General features: G+C 29.6%; 27 protein-coding genes. 26 read left to right on the top strand and 1 reads right to left on the bottom strand.

What is annotated here, in order from left to right:
• The first annotated feature begins 219 nt into the window (after window positions 1-219).
• From BEE63_RS03925 to BEE63_RS03915, 3 genes are all read left to right on the top strand, one after another.
• On the top strand, window positions 220-2166 hold the full coding sequence (locus BEE63_RS03925; protein WP_066020140.1) for an FAD-dependent oxidoreductase: 1947 nt from the start codon (window positions 220-222) through the stop codon (window positions 2164-2166).
• Window positions 2167-2508: 342 nt separating this feature from the next.
• Window positions 2509-3282: a hypothetical protein gene (locus BEE63_RS22060; protein ID WP_066020139.1), complete on the top strand. Its 774-nt coding sequence runs from the start codon at window positions 2509-2511 to the stop codon at window positions 3280-3282.
• Window positions 3283-3330: 48 nt separating this feature from the next.
• Window positions 3331-3594 (top strand): GNAT family N-acetyltransferase, encoded by a 264-nt coding sequence (locus tag BEE63_RS03915; RefSeq protein WP_242874671.1) that lies wholly within the window; start codon window positions 3331-3333, stop codon window positions 3592-3594.
• 35 nt (window positions 3595-3629) lie between these two features.
• Here the strand turns inward: BEE63_RS03915 and BEE63_RS03910 are convergent, their stop codons facing one another.
• A complete protein-coding gene (locus BEE63_RS03910; protein WP_242874669.1) occupies window positions 3630-4193 on the bottom strand; it encodes a hypothetical protein in 564 nt (187 codons plus the stop codon).
• 150 nt (window positions 4194-4343) lie between these two features.
• On the opposite strand from BEE63_RS03910, the gene BEE63_RS03905 reads away from it, so the two are divergent.
• From BEE63_RS03905 to BEE63_RS21555, 23 genes are all read left to right on the top strand, one after another.
• A complete protein-coding gene (locus BEE63_RS03905) occupies window positions 4344-4742 on the top strand; it encodes an SRPBCC family protein (RefSeq protein ID WP_066020138.1) in 399 nt (132 codons plus the stop codon).
• A gap of 25 nt (window positions 4743-4767) precedes the next feature.
• Window positions 4768-5241, top strand: coding sequence for an isochorismatase family protein (locus tag BEE63_RS03900; RefSeq protein ID WP_066020137.1), 474 nt, complete (start codon window positions 4768-4770; stop codon window positions 5239-5241).
• 154 nt (window positions 5242-5395) lie between these two features.
• On the top strand, window positions 5396-5527 hold the full coding sequence (locus tag BEE63_RS22285) for a hypothetical protein (protein ID WP_278286403.1): 132 nt from the start codon (window positions 5396-5398) through the stop codon (window positions 5525-5527).
• Window positions 5528-5531: 4 nt separating this feature from the next.
• Window positions 5532-5858 carry a GNAT family N-acetyltransferase gene (locus BEE63_RS03895; RefSeq protein WP_066020136.1) on the top strand — a complete coding sequence of 109 codons (327 nt, stop codon included), beginning with the start codon at window positions 5532-5534 and terminating at the stop codon, window positions 5856-5858.
• Window positions 5859-5890: 32 nt separating this feature from the next.
• Entirely contained in the window at window positions 5891-6475 is a 585-nt protein-coding gene (locus BEE63_RS03890; protein ID WP_066020135.1) for a DJ-1/PfpI family protein, read from the top strand.
• Window positions 6476-6552: 77 nt separating this feature from the next.
• The gene (locus tag BEE63_RS03885) at window positions 6553-6966 is read left to right on the top strand and encodes a GNAT family N-acetyltransferase (protein WP_066020134.1); all 414 of its coding nucleotides are present in this window, start codon (window positions 6553-6555) and stop codon (window positions 6964-6966) included.
• Between the two features lie 38 nt (window positions 6967-7004).
• A complete protein-coding gene (locus tag BEE63_RS03880) occupies window positions 7005-7520 on the top strand; it encodes a 2'-5' RNA ligase family protein (RefSeq protein ID WP_066020133.1) in 516 nt (171 codons plus the stop codon).
• A 145-nt stretch (window positions 7521-7665) separates the two neighbouring features.
• Complete coding sequence (locus tag BEE63_RS03875; RefSeq protein ID WP_066020132.1) at window positions 7666-8106, top strand: SufBD protein; 441 nt, start codon at window positions 7666-7668, stop codon at window positions 8104-8106.
• An 86-nt stretch (window positions 8107-8192) separates the two neighbouring features.
• Complete coding sequence (locus BEE63_RS03870; protein WP_066020131.1) at window positions 8193-8804, top strand: DUF1349 domain-containing protein; 612 nt, start codon at window positions 8193-8195, stop codon at window positions 8802-8804.
• 249 nt (window positions 8805-9053) lie between these two features.
• Complete coding sequence (locus tag BEE63_RS03865) at window positions 9054-9446, top strand: bleomycin resistance protein (protein ID WP_066020130.1); 393 nt, start codon at window positions 9054-9056, stop codon at window positions 9444-9446.
• 317 nt (window positions 9447-9763) lie between these two features.
• Entirely contained in the window at window positions 9764-10126 is a 363-nt protein-coding gene (locus tag BEE63_RS03860; protein ID WP_066020129.1) for a response regulator, read from the top strand.
• Window positions 10127-10152: 26 nt separating this feature from the next.
• A complete protein-coding gene (locus BEE63_RS03855; RefSeq protein WP_066020128.1) occupies window positions 10153-12189 on the top strand; it encodes a chemotaxis protein CheA in 2037 nt (678 codons plus the stop codon).
• The gene (locus tag BEE63_RS03850) at window positions 12167-12655 is read left to right on the top strand and encodes a chemotaxis protein CheW (protein WP_066020127.1); all 489 of its coding nucleotides are present in this window, start codon (window positions 12167-12169) and stop codon (window positions 12653-12655) included. The genes BEE63_RS03855 and BEE63_RS03850 overlap by 23 nt, the downstream gene beginning before the upstream one ends.
• 20 nt (window positions 12656-12675) lie before the next feature.
• Window positions 12676-14331 (top strand): methyl-accepting chemotaxis protein, encoded by a 1656-nt coding sequence (locus BEE63_RS03845; protein WP_066020126.1) that lies wholly within the window; start codon window positions 12676-12678, stop codon window positions 14329-14331.
• A 395-nt stretch (window positions 14332-14726) separates the two neighbouring features.
• Window positions 14727-14900, top strand: coding sequence for a YjfB family protein (locus tag BEE63_RS03840; protein ID WP_066020125.1), 174 nt, complete (start codon window positions 14727-14729; stop codon window positions 14898-14900).
• Between the two features lie 369 nt (window positions 14901-15269).
• The gene (locus BEE63_RS03835; protein WP_066020124.1) at window positions 15270-15620 is read left to right on the top strand and encodes a cupin domain-containing protein; all 351 of its coding nucleotides are present in this window, start codon (window positions 15270-15272) and stop codon (window positions 15618-15620) included.
• A 534-nt stretch (window positions 15621-16154) separates the two neighbouring features.
• Window positions 16155-16838 carry a response regulator transcription factor gene (locus tag BEE63_RS03830; protein ID WP_066020123.1) on the top strand — a complete coding sequence of 228 codons (684 nt, stop codon included), beginning with the start codon at window positions 16155-16157 and terminating at the stop codon, window positions 16836-16838.
• A complete protein-coding gene (locus BEE63_RS03825; protein ID WP_066020122.1) occupies window positions 16835-18208 on the top strand; it encodes a sensor histidine kinase in 1374 nt (457 codons plus the stop codon). Before BEE63_RS03830 ends, BEE63_RS03825 begins: the two co-directional genes overlap by 4 nt.
• A gap of 88 nt (window positions 18209-18296) precedes the next feature.
• On the top strand, window positions 18297-20123 hold the full coding sequence (locus tag BEE63_RS03820) for a sulfite exporter TauE/SafE family protein (RefSeq protein WP_066020121.1): 1827 nt from the start codon (window positions 18297-18299) through the stop codon (window positions 20121-20123).
• A 171-nt stretch (window positions 20124-20294) separates the two neighbouring features.
• Window positions 20295-20570, top strand: coding sequence for a hypothetical protein (locus BEE63_RS03815; protein WP_066020120.1), 276 nt, complete (start codon window positions 20295-20297; stop codon window positions 20568-20570).
• A gap of 276 nt (window positions 20571-20846) precedes the next feature.
• Window positions 20847-21950 (top strand): C40 family peptidase, encoded by a 1104-nt coding sequence (locus tag BEE63_RS03810; protein WP_066020119.1) that lies wholly within the window; start codon window positions 20847-20849, stop codon window positions 21948-21950.
• A gap of 76 nt (window positions 21951-22026) precedes the next feature.
• Entirely contained in the window at window positions 22027-22161 is a 135-nt protein-coding gene (locus tag BEE63_RS22280; protein ID WP_278326944.1) for a hypothetical protein, read from the top strand.
• A 68-nt stretch (window positions 22162-22229) separates the two neighbouring features.
• A complete protein-coding gene (locus tag BEE63_RS21555) occupies window positions 22230-22406 on the top strand; it encodes a hypothetical protein (protein WP_157797092.1) in 177 nt (58 codons plus the stop codon).
• Window positions 22407-22452: the final 46 nt, after the last annotated feature.

The raw sequence follows: 22452 nt of genomic DNA, 5'->3' as shown, positions 1-22452 counted from the left end.
TTATAGACCTCCTTATTACAACTTTTTTATGGTATAAGATTAACATAAAAAAAAATCAAAGTAAATTAATATTCATTTTTGGAATAACAATTGCTTTTTTTTGAATTTGAAAATGTTTTCAGGCGACGTTATAATTATAACAAGGCTGAGAAAAAATTAACAAAGTAGTATTCAAAATACTAATTTTAAATAAATATAGATGCTAAAGGAGGAGTTTTTATGAAGCTGAAATATCCTAATCTTTGTAAATCAATTACTTTAGGAAATGTTACTTTTAAGAATAGAATGTTTTCTGCACCTATTTCGTTGCAGGAATTATCACCAGAATTGACTTTAAATCAAGAAAATATTGCTTTCTTTGAGCTACGTGCAAAAGGTGGAGCAGCTAATTGTACTATTGGAGTGTCTAATGTACTTGATTCTGGTCGAGGACATACTAAGGAACTTGCACTAGATAATCCATTAATTTTACCATCTTTAACTCATGCAGCACGTACAATTAAGCGTCATGGTTGTGTTCCGAACATAGAGTTAACTCACGCGGGTAAATATGCAGGTGTTCCAAATTTAGAGAATCCGCATCCTAAAAACAAGCCATACGGTCCAATATATGAAATAGTCAATAATACCATTGTTCATCAAATGGATGAAGGTATGATTTTGGATTTAGTAGATGCTTTTGCTAAAGGTGCTGCTTTAGTTAAAAGAGCGGGTTTTGAAATGCTTATGATTCATGGAGGTCATGGATGGTTAATAAGCCAATTCCTTTCTCCTACTAATAATCGTGAAGATAAATATGGTGGTAGTCTTGAAAATAGATTACGTTTTCCTATAATGATACTTAAAGCTATTAGAGAAGCAGTTGGACCTGGATTCCCAATCGAGTTTAGAATGAATGGTCTTGATTTCTTTGAGGGTGGTTATGGTTTAGATGAAGCTGTAGAAATTGCTAAGGTTCTTCAAGATTATGTAGACATGCTTCATATTAGTGTTGGAAATCAAGAAGTACAGGAAACTTTTGTACGTACGCATCCAGATATGTTTTATCCTCATGGACTTAATGTTGAATTAGCAGCTGAAATAAAAAAGAATGTACATGTTCCTGTTGCAGTTGTAGGAGCTATTTCAGATCCTGATAAAGCAGAAGAAATTATAGCTTCAGGTAAAGCAGATGTAGTAGAAATGGCTCGTGCATTTATTGTCGATCCATTCTTCCCAACTAAGGTTAAAGAAGGACGTGATGAGGATATTAGAAAGTGCATGCGCTGTCATGTATGTTTTGATACAATTATAAATACGAGAGATGTAGCATGTGCTTTAAATCCTGTAATAGGTGAAGAAGAATTATACTTTTCGCCTCCAGCACCTCCAGCTAAATTAAAGAAGGTACTAATTGCTGGTGGGGGACCAGGTGGTATGCAGGCAGCTCTTACAGCAGCAGAAAGAGGACACAATGTAATACTTTGTGAAGCTAGTGGTGAATTAGGTGGACAGATACTTTGTGAGGCTCACGTTGATTTTAAGAAAAATTACTATGGATTTTCTAAATGGTTAATACGTCAGCTTAAAAAACATGATAATGTTGAAATTCGCTTAAATACTAAGGTAGATGAAAAGTTAGTAGATGAAATTAAACCAGATTCTTTAATTTGTGCTATAGGTGCTTATCCTATTGTTCCAAGGATTCCTGGTATTGATGATAAAAGAGTAGTATACTGTAGTGAACTTGCAAAAGATGAACCTAACATAGGAAAGAAAGTTGTTATAATTGGAGCAGGTCTTGTTGGTTCAGAATCAGCAGTTCACTTTAAACGTGAAAATAAAGAAGTAACGCTTATAGAAGCTAGAGACGATTTTGCAATAGATGCAAATCCATTCCATAAAATGGGCTTAACTAGAGAATTACGTGAGGGTGTTGATGTAAGAGTTAGTACTTCTGTAAAAGCTATAACTAAAGAAGGAGTTGTAGCAGTTGATAAAGATGGTAATGAACTTGTATTCCCTGCAGACACAATTTTATGTGCAGTTGGTATGAGATCACGTTCTGACGAAGTTAAAGCTTTAAGTGATAAGGTTATGGAGTTCCGTGCAATAGGTGACTGCGTTAGACCTGGAAAAGCTATGACTGCAATTCATCATGGTCACTATGCAGCTTTAGATTTATAGTTTGATCTGATATATAGAAATTAATGGGCAGTAGATAGTTTTAGTTTCATATGGAACTATCTATTGTTCCATATATTATAAGTGAAATTTTAAAAGTGATATTGATAAAAAATAGGGTAGAGATTGAGAGAGGTACTGATATATATTTAATTGTAATAAATTAAAAGGTACGGATAAATATAATTACACCTGCATGATTGTGCAGGTGCTTTTTTTATGTTGGGAATGCAAGTTATTAAATTAGTTAATAGAGAATATATGGACGAGTATTACATGTCTAAAATAATTTGATTATATGAAATTTAAGGGTAAAATAAGAGTAAGTAAGGGGGATGATAATAGTTGAATGGTGAAATGTATCAGATTTGCTGTATTACTGCGGCGGCAAAAAAAGCACTAAAGGAAAAGACAGCAATATCTTATAATCTATTTAAATATGAAAACAGAATTGAATTTCAGTTTTTGCCGCAGAATAAATTGTTTGTTACAAAAGAATATAAAGCGAAAAATGTATCTGAATGGTATGATTATTGTTTGAAAAAAGGAATGTATGATTTAAAGTTACTTGCGCCTGTCACAGTTAAGGATCGTAGTATTCTAGGCTTTTCAAATACAGCGCAGAGTTCTATTGTATGTTTTTTTGAAGATGGTAAAGTTACGTATTTCTTTGCAAAATGGGAATTTGACTCTTATAAAAAGATGTGGAATATTCTTTATACAGAAAAGGAGTTAAAGGATGCTCCTCTAGAAAAGCCGCATTTTCAAAATAATAGCGAGAAGTTCAAATCTGTTCTACTTGATATAAAAGAATTAGCTCTCAAGATTGATTGCAATAATTTTGCGTGGGTATTTCAAAAAGCTTTTGATATTCTGCTAGGTTCTTCTGATTATACAGATTCCGCATATAATATACCACTTCCTGAACTTCCAGAAGAAAATCTGCATATTTTTGAGGCGGCCAGTACTGCCGATGTTTTTGGCGCAATGGGTTCCTGGAATGATAGTCCTCCTTATATGGCACATGAAAAAGGGATGGATAAAGAATACGATTCTCTGTCGAGTGAATTGCTAAAGCAGATTAGGCTTGCAATTTTATATGCTATTAATGAATGGTAATAAAGCTATATTAGTAAGATTGATGGTGAGATCGTTTGTGTATATGTCTTGAATAGTGATTGCGATGAGCAATATATTAATGGAAATTGGAAATATCAAAATGCAACTTATAATGTAATTCATAGAATGTGTGTAAATCCTAAATTCCAAAATCAAGGCATAGGAGCATTAACTCTAAAGCATATTGAAAGAAAATTGAAAAGCGAAAGGGTAGAAACAATACGACTCGATGTTTTTTCACTAAATCCATTTGCTTTAAAAATGTATCATAAACAAGGCTATTTTGATTATTTGTTATCTCTTTCAAAGTAAGTTTCAAGAACATGGAGCTTAAAGACCTATAATAATTATTCTATAAGAATTCCTGCTCCTGCATATAAGTATGGATTATACCTATCCGATGTAATTTTACCATTAGATTCAATAATAAAATTTTCCCAAACTACATTATCAATACCATTACCATATATAGCTGATGAATTTAACATTTTAAGGGTATTATCCTCGCATTTAATAAGTATATAATGTAATGCTCTAGCAGATTTTTCTGAACTACATAAAATAATCGCATACTTATTGACACTTAACTTAATTTTATCAAGAACATCTATATTTATGCCGGATATTTTAAAACCTTCTGCAAGTGGCATAAGTGGACTAGTGGATAATATGCACATGCAGGAAGATGAATGCCATGTATCATTTAATTCATTAAATATTTTTTGCGGACTTGAACAAGCTTCATGAATACCCATATTATTGGAACCAGTTTGTATTTTTTTGTAAATACTATCAACAAAAGTTCTGTCATTTATACATTGAGATTTGTTTGTTTCCCATAAATAGTATGCAATTGAATATGCACCCCAACTCATACTACCTTTGGGTTGAGAAATATAAGGTTTAATCAAGCCACTGACTTCCTTTCATTAGTAATTTTGAGTTATTAGGTTATATTGTTTTTTGAAATTCATGTTATAATTAATTTATCATAAAAAAGCAGTATTTGTAAAATAATTTGGGCTAAATTAACAATAATTTAATGAGGAGAATTATGTATTATGAAAAGATCAATTATTACAGCTTCATTTAAAGCTGATATTAAAAAAGTATGGGAAGTGGTTACAAATAATAATAAATATGAGTGGCGCAGCGATTTAAGTAAAGTTGATGTTTCACAAGACGGGAACTCTTTTACAGAGTATACAAAAGACAATTTCCCTACTAAATTTACTGTTACTTTAAAAAAGCCTTATGAGAAATATGAATTTGATATGATTAATAAAAATATGAAAGGGCATTGGATTGGTATTTTTACTTCTAGCAATGATGGTACGAAGATTGAATTTGTAGAAGAAGTATCTGTAAACAATCCTATAATGAATTTGTTTGTAGGATTCTACTTAAAAAAGCAGCAAGCGATTTATATATCAGATTTAAAAAGGAAACTTGGCGAATAAATTTCTAACGTGTAGAGGTGGTTTTATGAAATGCTTGTTAGTTATAGATATGCAGGAAGACTATGTGGGAGATTCACGGAATGTAAAAATGTATCCGTATAAGGCTAAGGAACTGATACAGTCTATCAATGATAAAATTTTGGAATATCCTAATGAATCAGTGATTTATATTGTAAATAGATTCTTTTGGGAAATTGGGAGAAAGCCAAAGAAATTAGTTGATGGACTTTCTGTGGTATCTAATAATGTGTTTGAAAAAAGAAAGGCAAGCTGTTTTTCTAATAAAAAGTTGTCAGAGTATTTGCAAAATATAAATGCAAGTGAACTTGAGTTAGTCGGTGTAGATGGTAATTACTGCGTAAGTGCTTCAGCCATTGGTGGGATAACTAATCAATATAAGATTTTATTTAACGAATCACTTGTTGGTGTTGGAAATTATAACAAATTCAAAAGAACCAAAAAGAAATTAGAGGAAATGGGTGTAGTATTTATGCCCTAATAAATACAAAAATTGTTTAGCATGTTTCAATTGGTGCCCTAGGAAAGCTGTAAGGGGTGGAATAATGCTGAATAAAAGAGGCAGATATCATCATCCAGAAGTGTCTATAGAGGATATGAATTTGAAAAGTATAAATTAGTGGAGGAAAATGAGTATGGGAACAAGGGTAGCTAATATTGATGATTTTGAAACTGTTTATAAATTGTTTAATCAAATTTTTAAGCTGCATTTAGACAGAAGACCGGATATATATAGATGGAGTAGTAATTACAAAGAAACAATATGAAGAAATGATAAAAAATCCTAATGATATTATATTATTATGGATAGATAATGGTAAAGTAGCTGGATTATGCCACATGATAAAGAGGAAATCCATAGGAATACCTACTCTGAGAGATAGTGTACAATCATATATTCAAGATTTTGTTGTGGATTCAGAGCATAGATTTAAGGGAATTGGGAGAAAGCTTTTTGAAGCAGCTAAACACCAAGCTAAAGAGTGGAATGCAACGTCCTTAGAGTTAAATGTATGGAAAGTAAATAAAGAAGCAGAATGTTTTTATAATAAAATGGGGTTAAAGGTAAAAAGTACACGGATGGAATATAGATTATAATTTGTTAGCTTAATACTAAGGGATATGGAGAAATGAATATTAATATTATATTATTTAATGATTTTGAGACCTTAGATATATTTGGACAAATAGAAATACTAGGACAAATAGAAGACTATGAAATACATTATTATTCAGAAACTGGTGGAGTTATTACCAATGCACAAAATCTTAAAATTATAACTGAGCCTATTAGTTTAGCAGATGAAAGTGGTATATTAGTTATTCCCGGAGGGAGGGGTACAAGAAAATTAGTTAATAATATATCTTTTTTAAATAAATTAAAGTCAATTGCAGAGAAATCTACATATTGTTTATCTATATGTACTGGTTCAGCAGTATTAGTAAAGTGTGGAGTTTTAAATAGTAAAAAAGCTACATCTAATAATCAAGCTTTAGAATGGGTAAAATCAGTAAATGATAAGGTGAATTGGGTTCTAAAAGCACGAGGGGTTGCTGATGGAAAATATTATACATCATCAGGTATTTCAGCTGGAATTGATATGACATTGGGATTTGTTTCAGATAGATTTGGCAAAGAAAAAGCTATAAAAATTGCTAATGATATTGAATATATATGGAATGATAATTGTACAAATGATATATTTGCAAAATAAATTCTAATTTAAGGTTAAGTAATATAAATAGGAATTTATCTGTAATTGAATGTCAGCAAAGGAGGTATAGAATTAAAATGAAAATTGAGATTACTGATGAAATTAAAAAACAAGATGAAGATATTATTTTTAAAGGTTTATTAGAATACAATTTAGCAAAAATTGAAGATAAAAACCCAAAGGATTTAGGCGTTTATCTACAAGATGAAACAGGTAAAAAAGTTGCTGGTCTAATTGGAAATACACATGGTAATTGGTTGTTTATAAAATTTCTATGGGTGAGTGAAAAATTAAGGGGACATAATATCGGAAGTAATATTTTAAATCAGGCAGAAAAAACAGCGAAAAAGCGTGGTTGCAAGTATTCATTTTTAGATACTTTTAGTTTTCAAGCACCTGAATTTTATAAAAAGTATGGATATAAAGAAGTATTTGCATTAGAAAACTATCCAGTTACAGGAAAGCGCTATTATTTTACTAAAACTCTTTAAATATAGATATAAATTCTAACTTGTAAGGGGATATAAGTATGAATACAAGAACTATCATGATTTTTCCTGAATTTCAGAATATGAATGTTATAAATTATATCCGTGAGAAATACGATCCTCTTGCAGATTTAGTATTGCCTCACATAACTTTAGTTTTTCCTTTTGATAGTAAGTTAACTAATGAAGAACTTAAATTATATTTAAAAGAGAGTTTAGAAGGTATCCATCCATTTAAAATTGAATTAGAAGGTTTTAGTAAACAAGAAGATATATATGGAAACTACTTGTTTTTAAATGTAGTACAAGGTATAGATACTATCAAAAATATACACGATAGGCTATATAAAGATAAACTAAATAAATTTAAGTTGGGTCGTGATTATGTTCCACATATGACAGTTGGGAAAGTATCGTCTGTAGAGATACTAGATAAAGCATTTGACTATGTAAGTAAATGTAATGAAAAATTTAGCACTGTGATTAAAAAGATATCAGTTGAAATGATTGGTGAGCATGAAGAATCAATTATTATAATAGAACATGACCTCAATTAATAAATTTAAATTTGTAGAATATAATCAGTTATAGTTAATAAAATACAAATGAGCTTTTTAGATAGATGGCATATTTTCAAAAATGAGAGTATGCCATTTGTCTATAATTTCACCACTCAAGATTTTGTAGAAAGTAGGATGATTTATGGATAGTTTAATAGAATTGATTGAAAAATTATATTCTAAAGATAATAAAGAAGCATATAAAGCGTTACAGATGTTAGAAATTGAAAGTGAAAAATCTAATGCTGTTTATAAATTTTTTCATGAGTTTGCTGAAATGATTGAAAATAACAATTCATATATAAGAACTAGAGGTATTGTTTTAATATCAGCTAATGCAAAATGGGATGTGGAAAATAAAATTGACGAAATTATAGATAACTACTTAAAACATATTATAGATGAAAAGCCCATTACAGCAAGGCAGTGCATTAAGGCATTACCGTGTATCGCAAAATACAAACCGAAGTTAGCTAAATGCATTCGAGAAGCTCTGCTTAAAGCAGATGTTACTATATATAATGATAACATGCAAACATTAGTATGTAAGGATATTGTATCTTCATTAAAGAAAATAAAATGATAAGTTTGAGTTAAAGAATAATTTATGCTTTTGGTGAAAAAAGAATTGGAAATAATGATAAGTAAATTGTAAAGGAGAAGAAAATAATGAAATTTGATATTAAAGATTTAAAATGGACAAGACAACCTGAAAGCTATTCTATTACTGAAGATAAAATAGAAATTATTACAAAGCCACATACTGATTTATGGCAAAAGACCTATTATAATTTTAGGAATGATAATGCTCCTGTGCTTCAGATGAATACGGATGAAAAATACTTTTCTTTTATAGTAAGGACTGAATTTGAAAGTAAACATCGTTTTGACCAATGTGGCGTGGTTATGTATTTAGATAGTGAAAATTGGTTTAAAGGTTCTATTGAATATGAAAATAAAAATTTTGGACATTTAGGAAGTGTTGTTACAAATAATGGTTACTCTGATTGGGCTACTACAACTATTGATGCATCAATTAAATCGATGTGGTATAGATTTAGCCGTAGGGAGGCCGATTACTGTATAGAGTGTTCTATTGACGGAATTAATTATAGTCAGATGCGTATATGTCATATGTGGAATGGTAACGGTTCTATTAAATTTGGTATTTATGCTTGCAGTCCAGAAGATTCATCATTTAAAGCAACTTTTACAAATATGGAGATGACTGAATGTCAATGGCTAGCTCATGCTGGGCAGGCTCCAGATGGAAGTATATAGCGGCAAATTACAATTTGTTAAGGAGATGGAGAAATGCAAATTTATAAAATATTAACGAGAGTGTATGTGAGCAATGCAGAAAAAGCAATAAAATTTTACGAAGGACTTTTTCAAAAAAAATTGATAGTAGATTTAACATGATGGAATACAAAGATTATATTGAATTTGGGTTAAATGAGAAAAAACCATTGAAATTAATATTATGTGGTAGTGTTTAAAGTAAAGATAATAATATTTTTAGGAGGAATTATGAAATTTAATGCATTAATACCAGAGTTATCAGTAACTAATATTGAACATACAAAACAATTTTATATATTTTTTTTGGGATTTAAACTAGAATATGAAAGAATAGATGAAAAATTCATGTTTTTATCTTATGGTGAAAGTCAGTTTATGTTTGAAGAAATTCATTGGGATGGCTGGAATGTAGCTAGCTTGGAATATCCACTAGGTAGAGGAATAAACTTTTCTATATCCTGTAGTGATGTTGAAAAATTATATGCAGTTGTTAAAAATAGCAAAATTAAAATTTATAGAGAATTAAAAGAAACAATATATTTATACGATGGAAATCAAAAGATTCAAAAAGAATTTCTTATACAAGACCCAGATGGGTATTTATTGAGATTTACAGATTAATAAAAAGGTAAATTCCACTTTGTAGAATGTAATTTAATTGTGACAATATAATTTGATTTTATTATATTATGGAGCAAAATTTGGTAAGCTAAAAGATATTAACTTACAGTATATCACTCAAATAGAAAAAGTGGAACTATTTACTTCTTTACAGTCACTTTGAGAAAATGTTATTTTATTTATATAGGATAATATTAGCTTTCACGATTGGTTTTTTTAATAAGCTATTCCGGGAAAGAGTGATATTATCCTTTAGTTATTTTTTAAATATTGTATTATACAAATGGTAAATATGCTAATGTAAGGAGGGCGAGCTTATGCCTAAAATACTTATTGTTGATGATGCAGTTTTTATGAGATTGTCACTAAAAACGATGCTAGCCAGAAATGGATTTGACGTTATTGTAGAGGCTAAAAATGGAACTTCGGCAATTTTTAAATATAAAATATATAATCCTGATATTGTAACAATGGATATTACAATGCCTGATATGGATGGAATTGAGGCACTTAAAAAAATAAAAGAATATGATGATAAAGCTAAAGTTGTTATGATAACTGCAGTAGGACAAGAAACAATGGTTAAGAGGGCAATAATTAGTGGTGCCAGATCATTTATTGTTAAACCTTTTAAAGAAGATAAATTGATTGAAGTACTTAATAAAGTATTATCAGTGTAAATATTAAAACTGGATGGTGGCAAATTATGTCAGATAAGAACTCAAATGATGTTATATTTGAATCCTATATATTTGAAACGTCCCAGCTTATTGACCAACTTGAAACATTAATATTAGAAAATGAAAGTGGAAATTGTTATTCGGAAGAAGTTATCAATGAGATATTTCGTATCATGCATACAATTAAAGGGTCTTCTGCCATGATGGCTTACGAATGTATTTCAAATTTGGCTCACTCGATAGAAGATTTGTTCTATTTTCTCAGAGAAGAAAAACCTAAAAATGTAGATTACGAAAGTTTATCGGATTTAATTTTAAAATGTGTGGATTTTATAAAAGTAGAGCTTGAAAAAATAAAAAATGGGGATAAAGTGAATGGAAATTGCGATTTTATAATAGAGTACAATAAAAAGTTCCTTATAGATTTACAAAATCAAAATCGTAAAGAGAATATTATTAGCGAAAATATAAATGAAGAAGTCAAGTTGATTAATAGATATGAAGCAATTATATTTTTTGAGGATGACTGTGAAATGGAAAACTTAAGAGCGTATACTGTGGTAGAAACATTGAAGGAATTTGCAGAGGAAATTGACTATATACCTAAGGATATAATTGAAAATGATGATACTTGTAAAACAATACATAAAAATGGCTTCAAAATATTTATAAAATCCAATAAGTCATATAATGAAATTTCTGAAATTTTAGATAAAACAGTTTTTCTGAAAAGTTTCAAATTTGAGAAAATGAAAGAAGATATACAATTTGAAGGACTTACTAAATTTAATAAAAATGTAAATTCATATAATGAAAATACAAATGATAAATCAATTATACAGGATTTTATAAATGTAAAAGTGGAAAAGTTAGATAAGTTGATGTATTTAGTAGAGGAAATGGTTATTGCAGAGGCTATGGTTACTCAAAATTCTGATTTAAAGGGAATGAGATTGAGCAATTTTGAAAAGTCATCAAGGCAGCTTCATAAAATTACAAGCGAGCTTCAGGATGTAATAATGTCTGTAAGAATGGTACCTATATCTATAGTATTTCACAAAATGAATCGCATAGTACATGATATGAGTAAAAAATTAAATAAACAGGTTCACTTAAAATTAATTGGAGAGGATACAGAAGTAGATAAAAATATAATTGAACATATATCAGATCCTCTGATGCATTTAGTACGTAATTCTATTGATCACGGAATAGAATTTGTAGAAGATAGAAAACATATTGGAAAAAGTGAAACTGGAACTGTTACTTTAGAAGCAAAAAATGAAGGAAATGACATTGTTATAACTGTAAAGGATGATGGTAGAGGATTAAATAAAAAAAGCATATTAGAAAAAGCTATTTCAAATGGGATACTTAAGAAAAATCCAGAGGAGATGAGTGACCAAGAAATCTATGATTTGATTTTTATTCCGGGGTTTTCTACAAATGAAAACGTTACAGAATTTAGCGGAAGGGGAGTTGGCATGGATGTGGTAGTTAAAAATATTCAAAATGTATCAGGATCGGTTTCAATAGAAGGGCTAGAGAATTGCGGAACTACTATAACTATGAAAATACCTAGAACCCTTGCAATTATAGATGGTATGAATATAAAGGTGGGAAATTCATACTATACTATTCCTATTATGTCTATAAAAGAATTTTTTAGTGTGGAAAGAAGTAATGTAATTTCTAATATTGGTAGTGATGAAATGATAATGGTGAGGGGTAAGTGCTATCCTATTATTAGTATACATAAATTGTACAATTTAAAAACTGATGTTAAAAATTTAGAAGATGGAATAATTGTCATGGTGGAAAAGGACAATGTGGGATTATGTATATTTGCAGATGAATTAGTTGGACAGCAGCAGGTTGTGGTAAAGTGTTTGCCTAACTATATAAGAAAGGTAAAAAATGTATATGGACTTTCAGGATGTACTCTTCTTGGGGATGGAAGTATTAGTCTGATACTTGATATAGGTGAACTTATAAATATGCTTGGAAAACAAAAACCAATGGTGAGGGGAGAATGTAAATATGTCGGAAGTTGTAGTAGATGATTTAATTGAGGAAGAAGATACACAAAAGAATAAATATCTTACATTTACTCTTGAAAAAGAATTTTATGGTATAGAAATTAAATATGTGATTGAAATAATAGGAATTCAACCCATAAGTGAAATACCTGAACTTCCACAATACATAAAAGGAATTATAAACCTAAGAGGTAAGATAATACCTGTAATGGATATTAGATTGAGATTTAAGAAGGAGCCAATGGAGTATAACGATAGAACTTGTATTATTGTAATTGAGATTGAAGATATTTATATAGGGCTTATTGTAGATGGTGTGTCTGAGGTAATAGATATACCTGATTGTGAAATTGTAGAGCCACCTGAAATTAGTAGAATGAAAAATAAGTTTATAAAAGGTATAGGAAAAGTTCAAAATAATGTAAAACTACTTTTGGATTGTGAAAAACTTTTAAATCACGAAGATGCAGATAGTTTGAGTAATGCTTAATATAAAAGGAGTGTATAATTGTGAGATTATTTAATAACTTAAAAATAGGTATGAGGTTACTTATAGGATTCGCATTAATTGTATTTATAATGTTTACAATTGGAATATTTGGATTAATAAATATGGATAAAATCAATAATTTAGATACACAATTATATAAAAATATGACAGTGCCACTTGGTCAGTTGACTAGACTTAATTCATCCTATGGAGATATAAGAGCACATTTGAGGGATGTCATTTTATCAGATAATCAATCGGACATGGATAAATACATAAATGAGGTGAATTCATCTAGTTCTGATTTCGATCGACAATTAGATGAATTTTCAAAAACACTTTTAACTGATTCAGGAAAACAGGCAACTGGAAATCTTAAAGAGTCTAAAGAAAGATACATGGAAGTAGCTAATGAAATTATTGAAAAAGCCCAAAAAGGTGATAACAAAGGTGCAGTAAGTCTAGTACATGGAAAGCTTAGCACAGCACAAAATGATATACAAAATAATTTGAAAACAGTTATAAGTTTAAAGGAAAATCTTGCAGAAAGTTTTTCAGTAAATAATTATAAAACAGCAAATACAGGTGGAAAAATAATTATAATTTTTATAATTATAGGGGTATCTGTTGCCATAGCGCTAGGAACAATTATTTCACTATCCATAATAAGACCAATTAAGGAGCTTATGATTTCTACAAGTAAAGTTGCAGAGGGAGACTTAAATGTAAATATAGATACTATGGGAAAAGATGAAATAGGAATACTTGCAAAGGCATCTAAGAAGATGAATGATAATTTAAATGAAGTTGTAACAAATATTCAAATTGCAGCAAATCAGGTGGCTACTGGTGCTAAACAAGTATCAGATTCAAGTATGGCTCTTTCAGAAGGATCTACGGAACAAGCAAGTTCTGTGGAGGAATTGACAGCTTCTGTGGAAGAAATTTCTTCACAAATAAAGCTTAATGCGGATAATGCAAGTAAAGCAAATGAATTGACTGAACATGTAAAAGATAATGCAGTTAAGGGAAATTCTCATATGGATAAAATGCTTAAAAGTATGGATGATATAAATGTAGCTTCAGGTAATATATCTAAAGTTATAAAAGCTATAGATGATATTGCTTTTCAGACAAATATTCTAGCTCTAAATGCTGCAGTTGAAGCTGCAAGGGCTGGTAGGTACGGAAAAGGTTTTGCAGTAGTTGCAGAGGAAGTAAGAAATTTAGCTGCAAAGTCACGTGATGCTGCAAAAGAAACTACTTCACTAATAGAAGATTCTATTAAAAAGGTGGATATAGGTACTAAAATTGCAAATGAAACGGCTGAAGCTCTTGGTGAAATTGTAGAAGGAGTTACAAAGGTAGCAGATTTTGTGGAAGGCATAGCTATAGCTTCTAAAGAGCAAGCAACTGGTGCAGAGCAGATTAGCAGCGGAATAATGGAGGTATCTCAGGTTATTCAAGAAAATTGTGCTACATCTGAAGAAAGTGCGGCAGCAAGTGAAGAACTTTCAAGCCAGGCAGATATTATGCTTGAACAAGTTAAGAAATTTAAAACAAGAAAAGTAAATTATAGTTACGATAAAGAGGAAAATGTAAATCCAGAAGTATTTAATATGTTAAAAGATATGAAGTCAAAAAAGAAATATCATGAAATTGATCTAAATGGCTAAGAATATTAATACAATTTTTCATAGGAAGTTATCTACATATCTATGATGAATTTAAAAAAACTTATATAGTTTTGATATTATGCATTAATGTTAATTTTCTTATGATTAAAACAAAATCACTTAATTGATGATAATTATATACGAGGTGCTTTACTTAGAAATAATTAATTGGCTCATCCAAGATGAAGGATGAGCCTTGTATAGTAGTAGTATCATTTATAAAGGAAAGTGCTGTAAAACGTCCAAGTCCCTTAGTTTGTGTAGTGATAGTACAAGTTCTATATTGTTAGAGTTTTTATTTTTGTAAAAGTTTAAATATAAGATGGCTGCCTTATCAAGAAAAATGCATATAATACGATAACTAAATTATATTAAATAAAAGGGGATGCTGGGAAATGGATATAGCTGTTATGGCAACTGTTAGTAGTAATGTTAGAGTATGTGAACAGGCAAATATTGATGTACTTAAAATGGCAATGAATTCATCTAAACAAGATGGTCAAGACATTGCGGAAATGATACAATCAATGAATCCTAATTTGGGGAATAATATTGATACTAGAGTATAAATGAAATTAAAAAATTTATATTAAATTATTACGCTGATTTCCTTAAATTGCTTAATGACCTTATGATATCTACAGAATTTAATTTGACAGAGTTTATTGCAAATAACAATAAACATTAATCCATTCATTATTACAAATATACGAATTAAAGTAAAGCATGACGTGGAAATTCTTTTCATAGAACGATTTATAATAAGTTTAATTTTGTTAATATAAAGATTCACTATAGTTAGTACAAATAATAATAGGTTCATCCGAAATTGAAGGATGAGTCTATTTATAATATTATCATATAATAAGGGATAAAATGACAGATTTCAATTTTTAGTTAAGTATTATAAATAATAAATTTGTAGGGGTGATTATAAAATCAAAGATTTTCCTGAGTTTATGAAAAAAGATATCAACAAAGTTCCATCAAAGCAACAAAATACGCCAGATATTGATGGATATTATTTTGAAGGAAAAGATGGCAGCCAGATGGCTTTTTGGACATGTTATTCCGATAGAATATCTAAAGAACATAAACATGAATTTGATGAATATATGATATGCGTTTGTGGGCAATATACAGTTACTATAAATGGCAAGGCATTTGTTCTAAATCCAGGTGATGAACTTTTTATTCCTAAAGGAACAGTACAAGGAGGAAGTTGCACGGCGGGGACAAGAACAATTCATGCTTTTGGTGGAAAAAGAATTGAGGATAATGATAAGTAAATATACTTAAAAATATTATAGGCTAGTAATGTCTACAGGAATATTATAGGTTAAAAAAACGGCATATATAGGATATATTAGTACTGGAATTTTTTGTTAGCTGAGGGATTTCAATTGCTAACTATTTTAAAGATGGTAAATCATGTAAGCGGAGTTGCTATAGGTAAACAGAAGTTGGAAAACTATTCAGGATAGATTAATAAATAGGAATTTGTAGGAAGTGATTTTAAATGAAAATTGCTATTTGGATTGCTATAGGTGCTGCTCTTTTTTGCTCTATAAATAGAAAAAATAAAAAGGGATAAATTCCAATTAATAAGCACTCATACTGAGAAGTATGGGTGTTTTTATTATATCTAGAATACCACCTAAATTAAATATATTATAGTTTATGGAATATTTGAAATGGAAAAATTCACTGATGATTTTTGATAGATATGTAAGATTATCTACATATAAAATTCATAAGTTTATATTAAAATGCTAAATATACGAGAGTGTAATAAAATATGAAAAGTTTAAGAGGTTAATATTATGAATAGCATTCTAATAATTGAAGATGAAAAAAGTGTATCAGAAGTTGTAAAGGCATATTTGGAGAAAGAAGGATATGTGGTGTTTACTACTGAAAACGGATTAGACGGAATTGAAATTTTTAGAAAAAAAAGAATTGATCTTGTGATTTTAGATTTAATGTTGCCAGATATCGATGGTGAAGAAGTTTGCAAAATACTTAGAAAAATATCAGATGTATATATTTTTATGCTAACTGCTAAAAGCACTTTAAGTGATAAAATAGAAGGATTAAATATTGGAGCTGATGAATATTTAATAAAACCATTAAGTCCAAGGGAACTTACTGCCCGTGTAAATGCACTCTTTAGAAGAGTCGGAAGAAATAAAGAAAATATTCTCTCTTTTGATAACAATAGATTAATAATTGATATTGATAAAAGAACAGTTAAATTAAATGGAGAAGAAGTAAGTTTAACTCCTAATGAATTTGATATATTATATTTTTTAGCTTCAAATAAAGGAAAAGTATTTACAAGAGAAGCAATAATAGAGAGAGTTTTTGGTATTGATTTTGAGGGCTCAGATAGAAGTATAGATGTTCATATAAAAAATTTACGCAAGAAAATTGAGGAAGATACTAAATCTCCAAGGTACATACTTACTGTTACAAAGGTCGGTTATAAATTTGGTGATGAATTATGAAGCAAAGTATTAGAGGAAGATTAAGTTTTATCATAATATTTTGTGCTGTAACTGCTGTATTATTATTAGCTTTAATTGTAAATAGAACTATAACTGATACATTTAATAAATATATGCAAAATATACAAACTCAAAGAAATGAGAGGTTAGTAGAGTATTTTGAGCAAGTTTATAAAAGTGATGGTGGATGGAATAAAACTTCTGGTGAAGAAATGATGCATGAAGCATATATGAGTAATTACTGTTTGACTCTTTTAGATGGAAATAAAAAAGTTGTATGGCAAATGAATCATGAAGATATAAGAGAAAAAAATCATATTACAATTAATGGTATGAAGAAAACAGGAGTTTATACTACTAATACTTTTGATATAAATGTAAATAACAAAACGGTAGGGTATATTCTGGTAGGTCAATATTCACCTGTATTACTTTCACAGGAGGATATCAATTTCAAGACACAAATTAATAAGGGGATTGTATTTAGTGGAGCATTAACACTATTAATAGTAGCAATAATAAGTTTAATTTTATCGAAACAGTTTTCTGAACCTATAAAAGAAGTTTCAAAAACATCTGTTAGCTTATCTAAAGGAAATTATGGCTCTAAATCAAATATAAAAAGTAATATTGAAGAAATCAGAGATTTAACTGAAAGTATAAATGATTTAGGAGAAAAATTAAATAGCCAGGATTTGCTTCGAAAGCGTCTTATTTCAGATATATCTCATGAAATAAGAACACCTTTAAATGTGCTTCAGAATAATTTGGAAGCAATGATAGATGGGGTTATACCTGTAACTACTGATAAACTTAATAATCTAAATGATGAAGTAATAAGATTTGGTAAGCTTTTGAATAATTTAAATGCGTTAAAACAAATAGAATCTGATGAAATAGTTCTTAAATTAGGATTAGTGAATATAGGTGAACTTCTTTCCAATGTAATTAGTGACTTTTATATTGCTGCTGATGAAAAAAGTATAAAATTAATTATGAATAAAGAAGAGAATATAGATTATATGGTGGTTGGAGATTACGATAAATTAAAACAAGTTTTTATAAATCTTATATCTAATGCAATTAAGTTCAATAATATAGGTGGAACTGTATGGGTTAATGTCAGCAGCGACATAAACTTTGTTATCATTAAAATTAAAGATAATGGCATTGGAATTAAAAAAGAAGATTTATCTTATGTTTTTGAAAGAATGTACAGGGGAGATAAAAGCAGGCATAAGATTGAAGGAAGTGGAATTGGACTTACTCTTGTAAAGAAGATATTAACACTGCATTCTGGAACAATAGATGTAGAAAGTAAGGAAAACAAGGGAACTGTATTTACAGTATGCATAAGTAAAAATAATTAGCACATAAAATCTTCATAATTTTTTATTACAATTAATTATATTTAAAGATTAGTTATAAATAAATTGCAGTAATTTTATGGAGGATAATATGAGCATTAAGAGAGAAATTATTAAAGTATATAATATGACATGCACATCTTGTGAAAACAGAGTAGAAAAAGCATTAAAGAAAGTTGATGGAGTTGTAAATGTGATGGCTAGCTATAGTGCTCAGCAAGTTACTGTTGAGTATGATAGTAAAATTTGTACTAGTGAACAATTAAAGAAAGCTATAAATAAAGCTGGCTACAGCACAAAAGACTCAAATGGCATTAAACTTGCAGGATTTTTAGTTATAGCTGCAGCTGTACTGATTCTTGGCAATTCAACATCAGGTTTTGATATGAGTTCTAAATTAAATAATGCATCTTATGTGGTATTATTCGTTGTTGGGATGCTTACATCAATACATTGTGTTGGTATGTGTGGCGGAATAATGCTGACTCAAAGCTTATCAAAAAATAGTATTGCAAATGAAAAGCAGAGTAGACTCAAGGCTTTAGTACCTGCAATTTTATATAATGCTGGAAGAGTAACTTCTTACACAATAATAGGTGGTATTGTAGGAGCATTAGGATCAGTATTATCATTATCACTCAATGTAAAAGCAGGACTTCAAATATTTGCTGGAATATTTATGGTGATAATGGGATTAAATATAGCCGGTTTCTCTTTATTTAGAAGACTTAATATTAAATTACCATGGTCAGCATGTAAAATAAAAAGTAAACCTAAAGCTCCTTTCTTAGTGGGAATGTTAAATGGATTAATGCCTTGTGGACCATTACAAACAATGCAGCTCTATGCATTAGGCACAGGCAGTGCAGCAGCGGGGGCTATATCAATGTTCCTGTTTTCGTTAGGAACAGTTCCTTTAATGCTAGTGTTTGGAACAATATCTAGCTTGTTAAGTAAAGGTTATACAAAACAACTTTTAAAGTTTAGTGGAATATTAGTAGTGATACTTGGATTGATAATGGGGAATAGAGGTCTTGCACTTGCAGGAGTTGGAGTTCCAAATGCTAGAATATTAGCACAAAGTATTTCAGGTTCTAAAGCAAATGCATCTCAAGCCAATATAGGTAAAGCAACTATTGAAAATGGAGTTCAAGTAATTAAAATGACTGCAGATAATAACGGTTATACTCCTAATGCTTTTTATGTGCAAAAGGGTATACCTGTTAAATGGATTATAACAGGAAGTCAAATAAATTCTTGTAATAATGCTGTAGTAGTACCATCACTTAATATACAAAAAACTTTAAAGTCTGGTGAAAACACAATAGAATTTACACCAAAGGATGGAGACATAAATTTTAGCTGTTGGATGGGAATGATAAGAGGAGTAATTAAAGTAACTGATAATCTTGATTCTGTAGATACATCTAAGTCGGATTCATCTATTCCAGCTCCAAGTAGTGGAATGAGTTGTTGTACAGGCGGGGCAGGGGCTTCAAGCACTGCACCACAAGCTACAAGCATCTATGGGAATGATTTAAGTAAAGTTCCTACTGATAGATTAATCCAAAAAGCTAATATTTCAGGAAGCACTCAAACATTAAATATAAAGGGAACTGGCTATGAGTTTGAACCACTTGTAGTAGTGATAGAAAAAGGAATAGAAACAAACTTAGTTATTGACCTTAATAATTTTGATAATCCTAATAGTGAGTTTATCATAGTAAATTCAAATAGTCGCGAGAAAGTAAGTTCATTTACAGGGGAAAAAGGTATAGTTAATGTTCAATTTAAGATAGATAAAGCTGGAACTTATCTTATTGTTAAAGATAATGTAACAGTCGCTGGTCTTGAAGTTACGGATTCATTAAAAACAACGAACTTAGAGGACGTTCGTAAAAAATTAATAGATGGGTAAAGTACATTATGAAAAAATTAATTTTTATCTTTATAATATCTTCACAACATTTATTTATAATGTATTTACAAGGAGGCAATATTGAGAAAATTGTAAATAAATCGATTTTGAGTACAGGAGTTATTAAGCTTACTTGTTAAATATAACAACACAATTAAGGAGGAATTTATTATGAAGTGTCATGGAAATAACCCAAATGGAGAAAATAAAAAACACAATCCAATGAAGCATATGTTAATGATGGTGCTTTGCTGCGGATTACCCTATATTATTTTTGGAGCACTTCCGTTTATAAATGTAGGAACAGGATTTAAAGTAGCTATAAGTGGAATAGCACCTTTCATATGTCCTATAATGATGGTACTTATGATTGGAATGATGTTTAAGGATAGTAAGCATGGGAATTGTTGTAGTGGAAAGAAAGAAGTGAACGAAAAAAAGGAATGAAATTAAATTAATTGTATGATCATAATTATAGTAAAAGAAAGCTATTAAATTTTTAGCTTTCTTTTTTATTAGATTTATAAAGCCTATTTTTCAATTAAAAAAGTTAAATTTCCATAGCGTAAAACTTATTATAATTATAATGAAATTATGCAATTTTCCGTGGTAATATATGGTCTTATGTAAACCTACATAATTTCTACACAAATTTAGTGTATTATTTGAGTAACTTTACAAAAGAGTGACAAGTATTACTCTATAAATAAGGGAGAGATGTAAGTGAAAAAAACAATTAAAACGGTTATGCTTGCAACGGTGTTAGTGATGGTTACTCAAGTTTCAGCATTTGCTGCACCAATATCTAATCAAGCACAAACTCAATTGGAGCAAAATAAGAATTCGTTAAAGAAAGCACAAGACACAAGACATGAGCTTGAAGCAAGCATTGAAGAGTTGGATAATCAAATTGAAGATTATATGATAAAAATTGAAGGGAATAAAAAGAGTATAACGAAAGCAGAAAACGATATCGAAAACACAAAAAAACAAATAACTCAGGTTGAAGAAGAAGTGAAAATTAAGCAATATGTATTTAGTCAAAGAGTAAGAGCAATATATATAAATGGAGAATCTAGTTACCTTAACATTTTATTAGACTCAGAAAGTTTTAGTGATTTAATATCTAAAACAGAAATGATTGGAAAAATAATAGGCATGGATAAAAAAGTAATAGGCGATTTAAATGATATGAAAGCAGAAGTGAAAAGTAAAAAAGCATCCCTTGATGCAAAGTATAATGGTTTAAATGCATTAAAAAGTGAAAATGAAAACAAATTAACAAGTCTAAACAGTAGAATAACGGATCAGAAAAAACTTATTGAAGATGCTAAAGTTCAAGAAAAACTATATGCATCAAAGGTAGATGAATCCCAAGCTTCAGTAAATGCAGCTATGAAAACAGTAATTAACATGAGAAGTGAAGCACCTAGTGTCAATTATTCAAGAGGAATAGCTTCTGTAGCAACTGCTTCTGACAATAGTATAATAGCATATGCATCAAATTTCTTAGGTACACCTTATCTTTGGGGAGGGACAAGCCCTTCTACAGGATTTGATTGTTCAGGATTTACTCAATATGTTTATGCACATTTTGGAATAAGCCTTGGAAGAACAACGTATGACCAAATAAATGATGGGTATGGAGTTCCAAGAGATCAGCTTCAACCAGGAGATCTTGTATTTTTTGGTAAGAATGGAGACCCTACTCATATGGGAATGTATGTTGGCAATAATACATATATTCATTCTCCGAGAACTGGTGATGTAATAAAAATATCATCAATGGGGAGACCAGACTACATAACAGCTAGAAGAGTAAAATAAGTTTAAGAATATCTAAAATACATATTTAAAAATACCGCATTGACTGTGGTATTTTTTGCGTTAGAAAACACTGGCTATGCCATTGAAGATAAATAAGAATTTAAAAGAAATTAAATATTGTCAAATATTAAATCAAGGAAGATTGGGATATGAAGAGGATATATATTATATTGAAAAATATTATAAGCTAGTAATGTCTACAGGAATATAATAGGGTATAATAAAAATATAGATAGAAGTTGGTAGTGTGGATAAGAAAAAGTAAATGGGGAGATAAGCATGACAAAATTAGGAGAAATGTTAGTCAAAGATGGAATAAAAAAAGGAAAAGAAGAGCAGGCGACTGATACAGCAATAAAAGCAATAGAAATGGGATTAGATAATGAAACAATAAATAAACTTACAGGACTTACAGATAAAGAAATAAATATACTAAGAAGGGCAAAAAATAGTTAACGTTTATCATATATAATTCCTCTAAATTATAAATTTGTAGAGAGAA

It is taken from the genome of Clostridium pasteurianum, from assembly GCF_001705235.1.
GTDB lineage: Bacteria > Bacillota > Clostridia > Clostridiales > Clostridiaceae > Clostridium_S > Clostridium_S pasteurianum_A.
The sequence above is the reverse complement of the archived record's forward strand: the minus strand, read 5'-3'. Positions and strand labels throughout refer to the sequence as shown.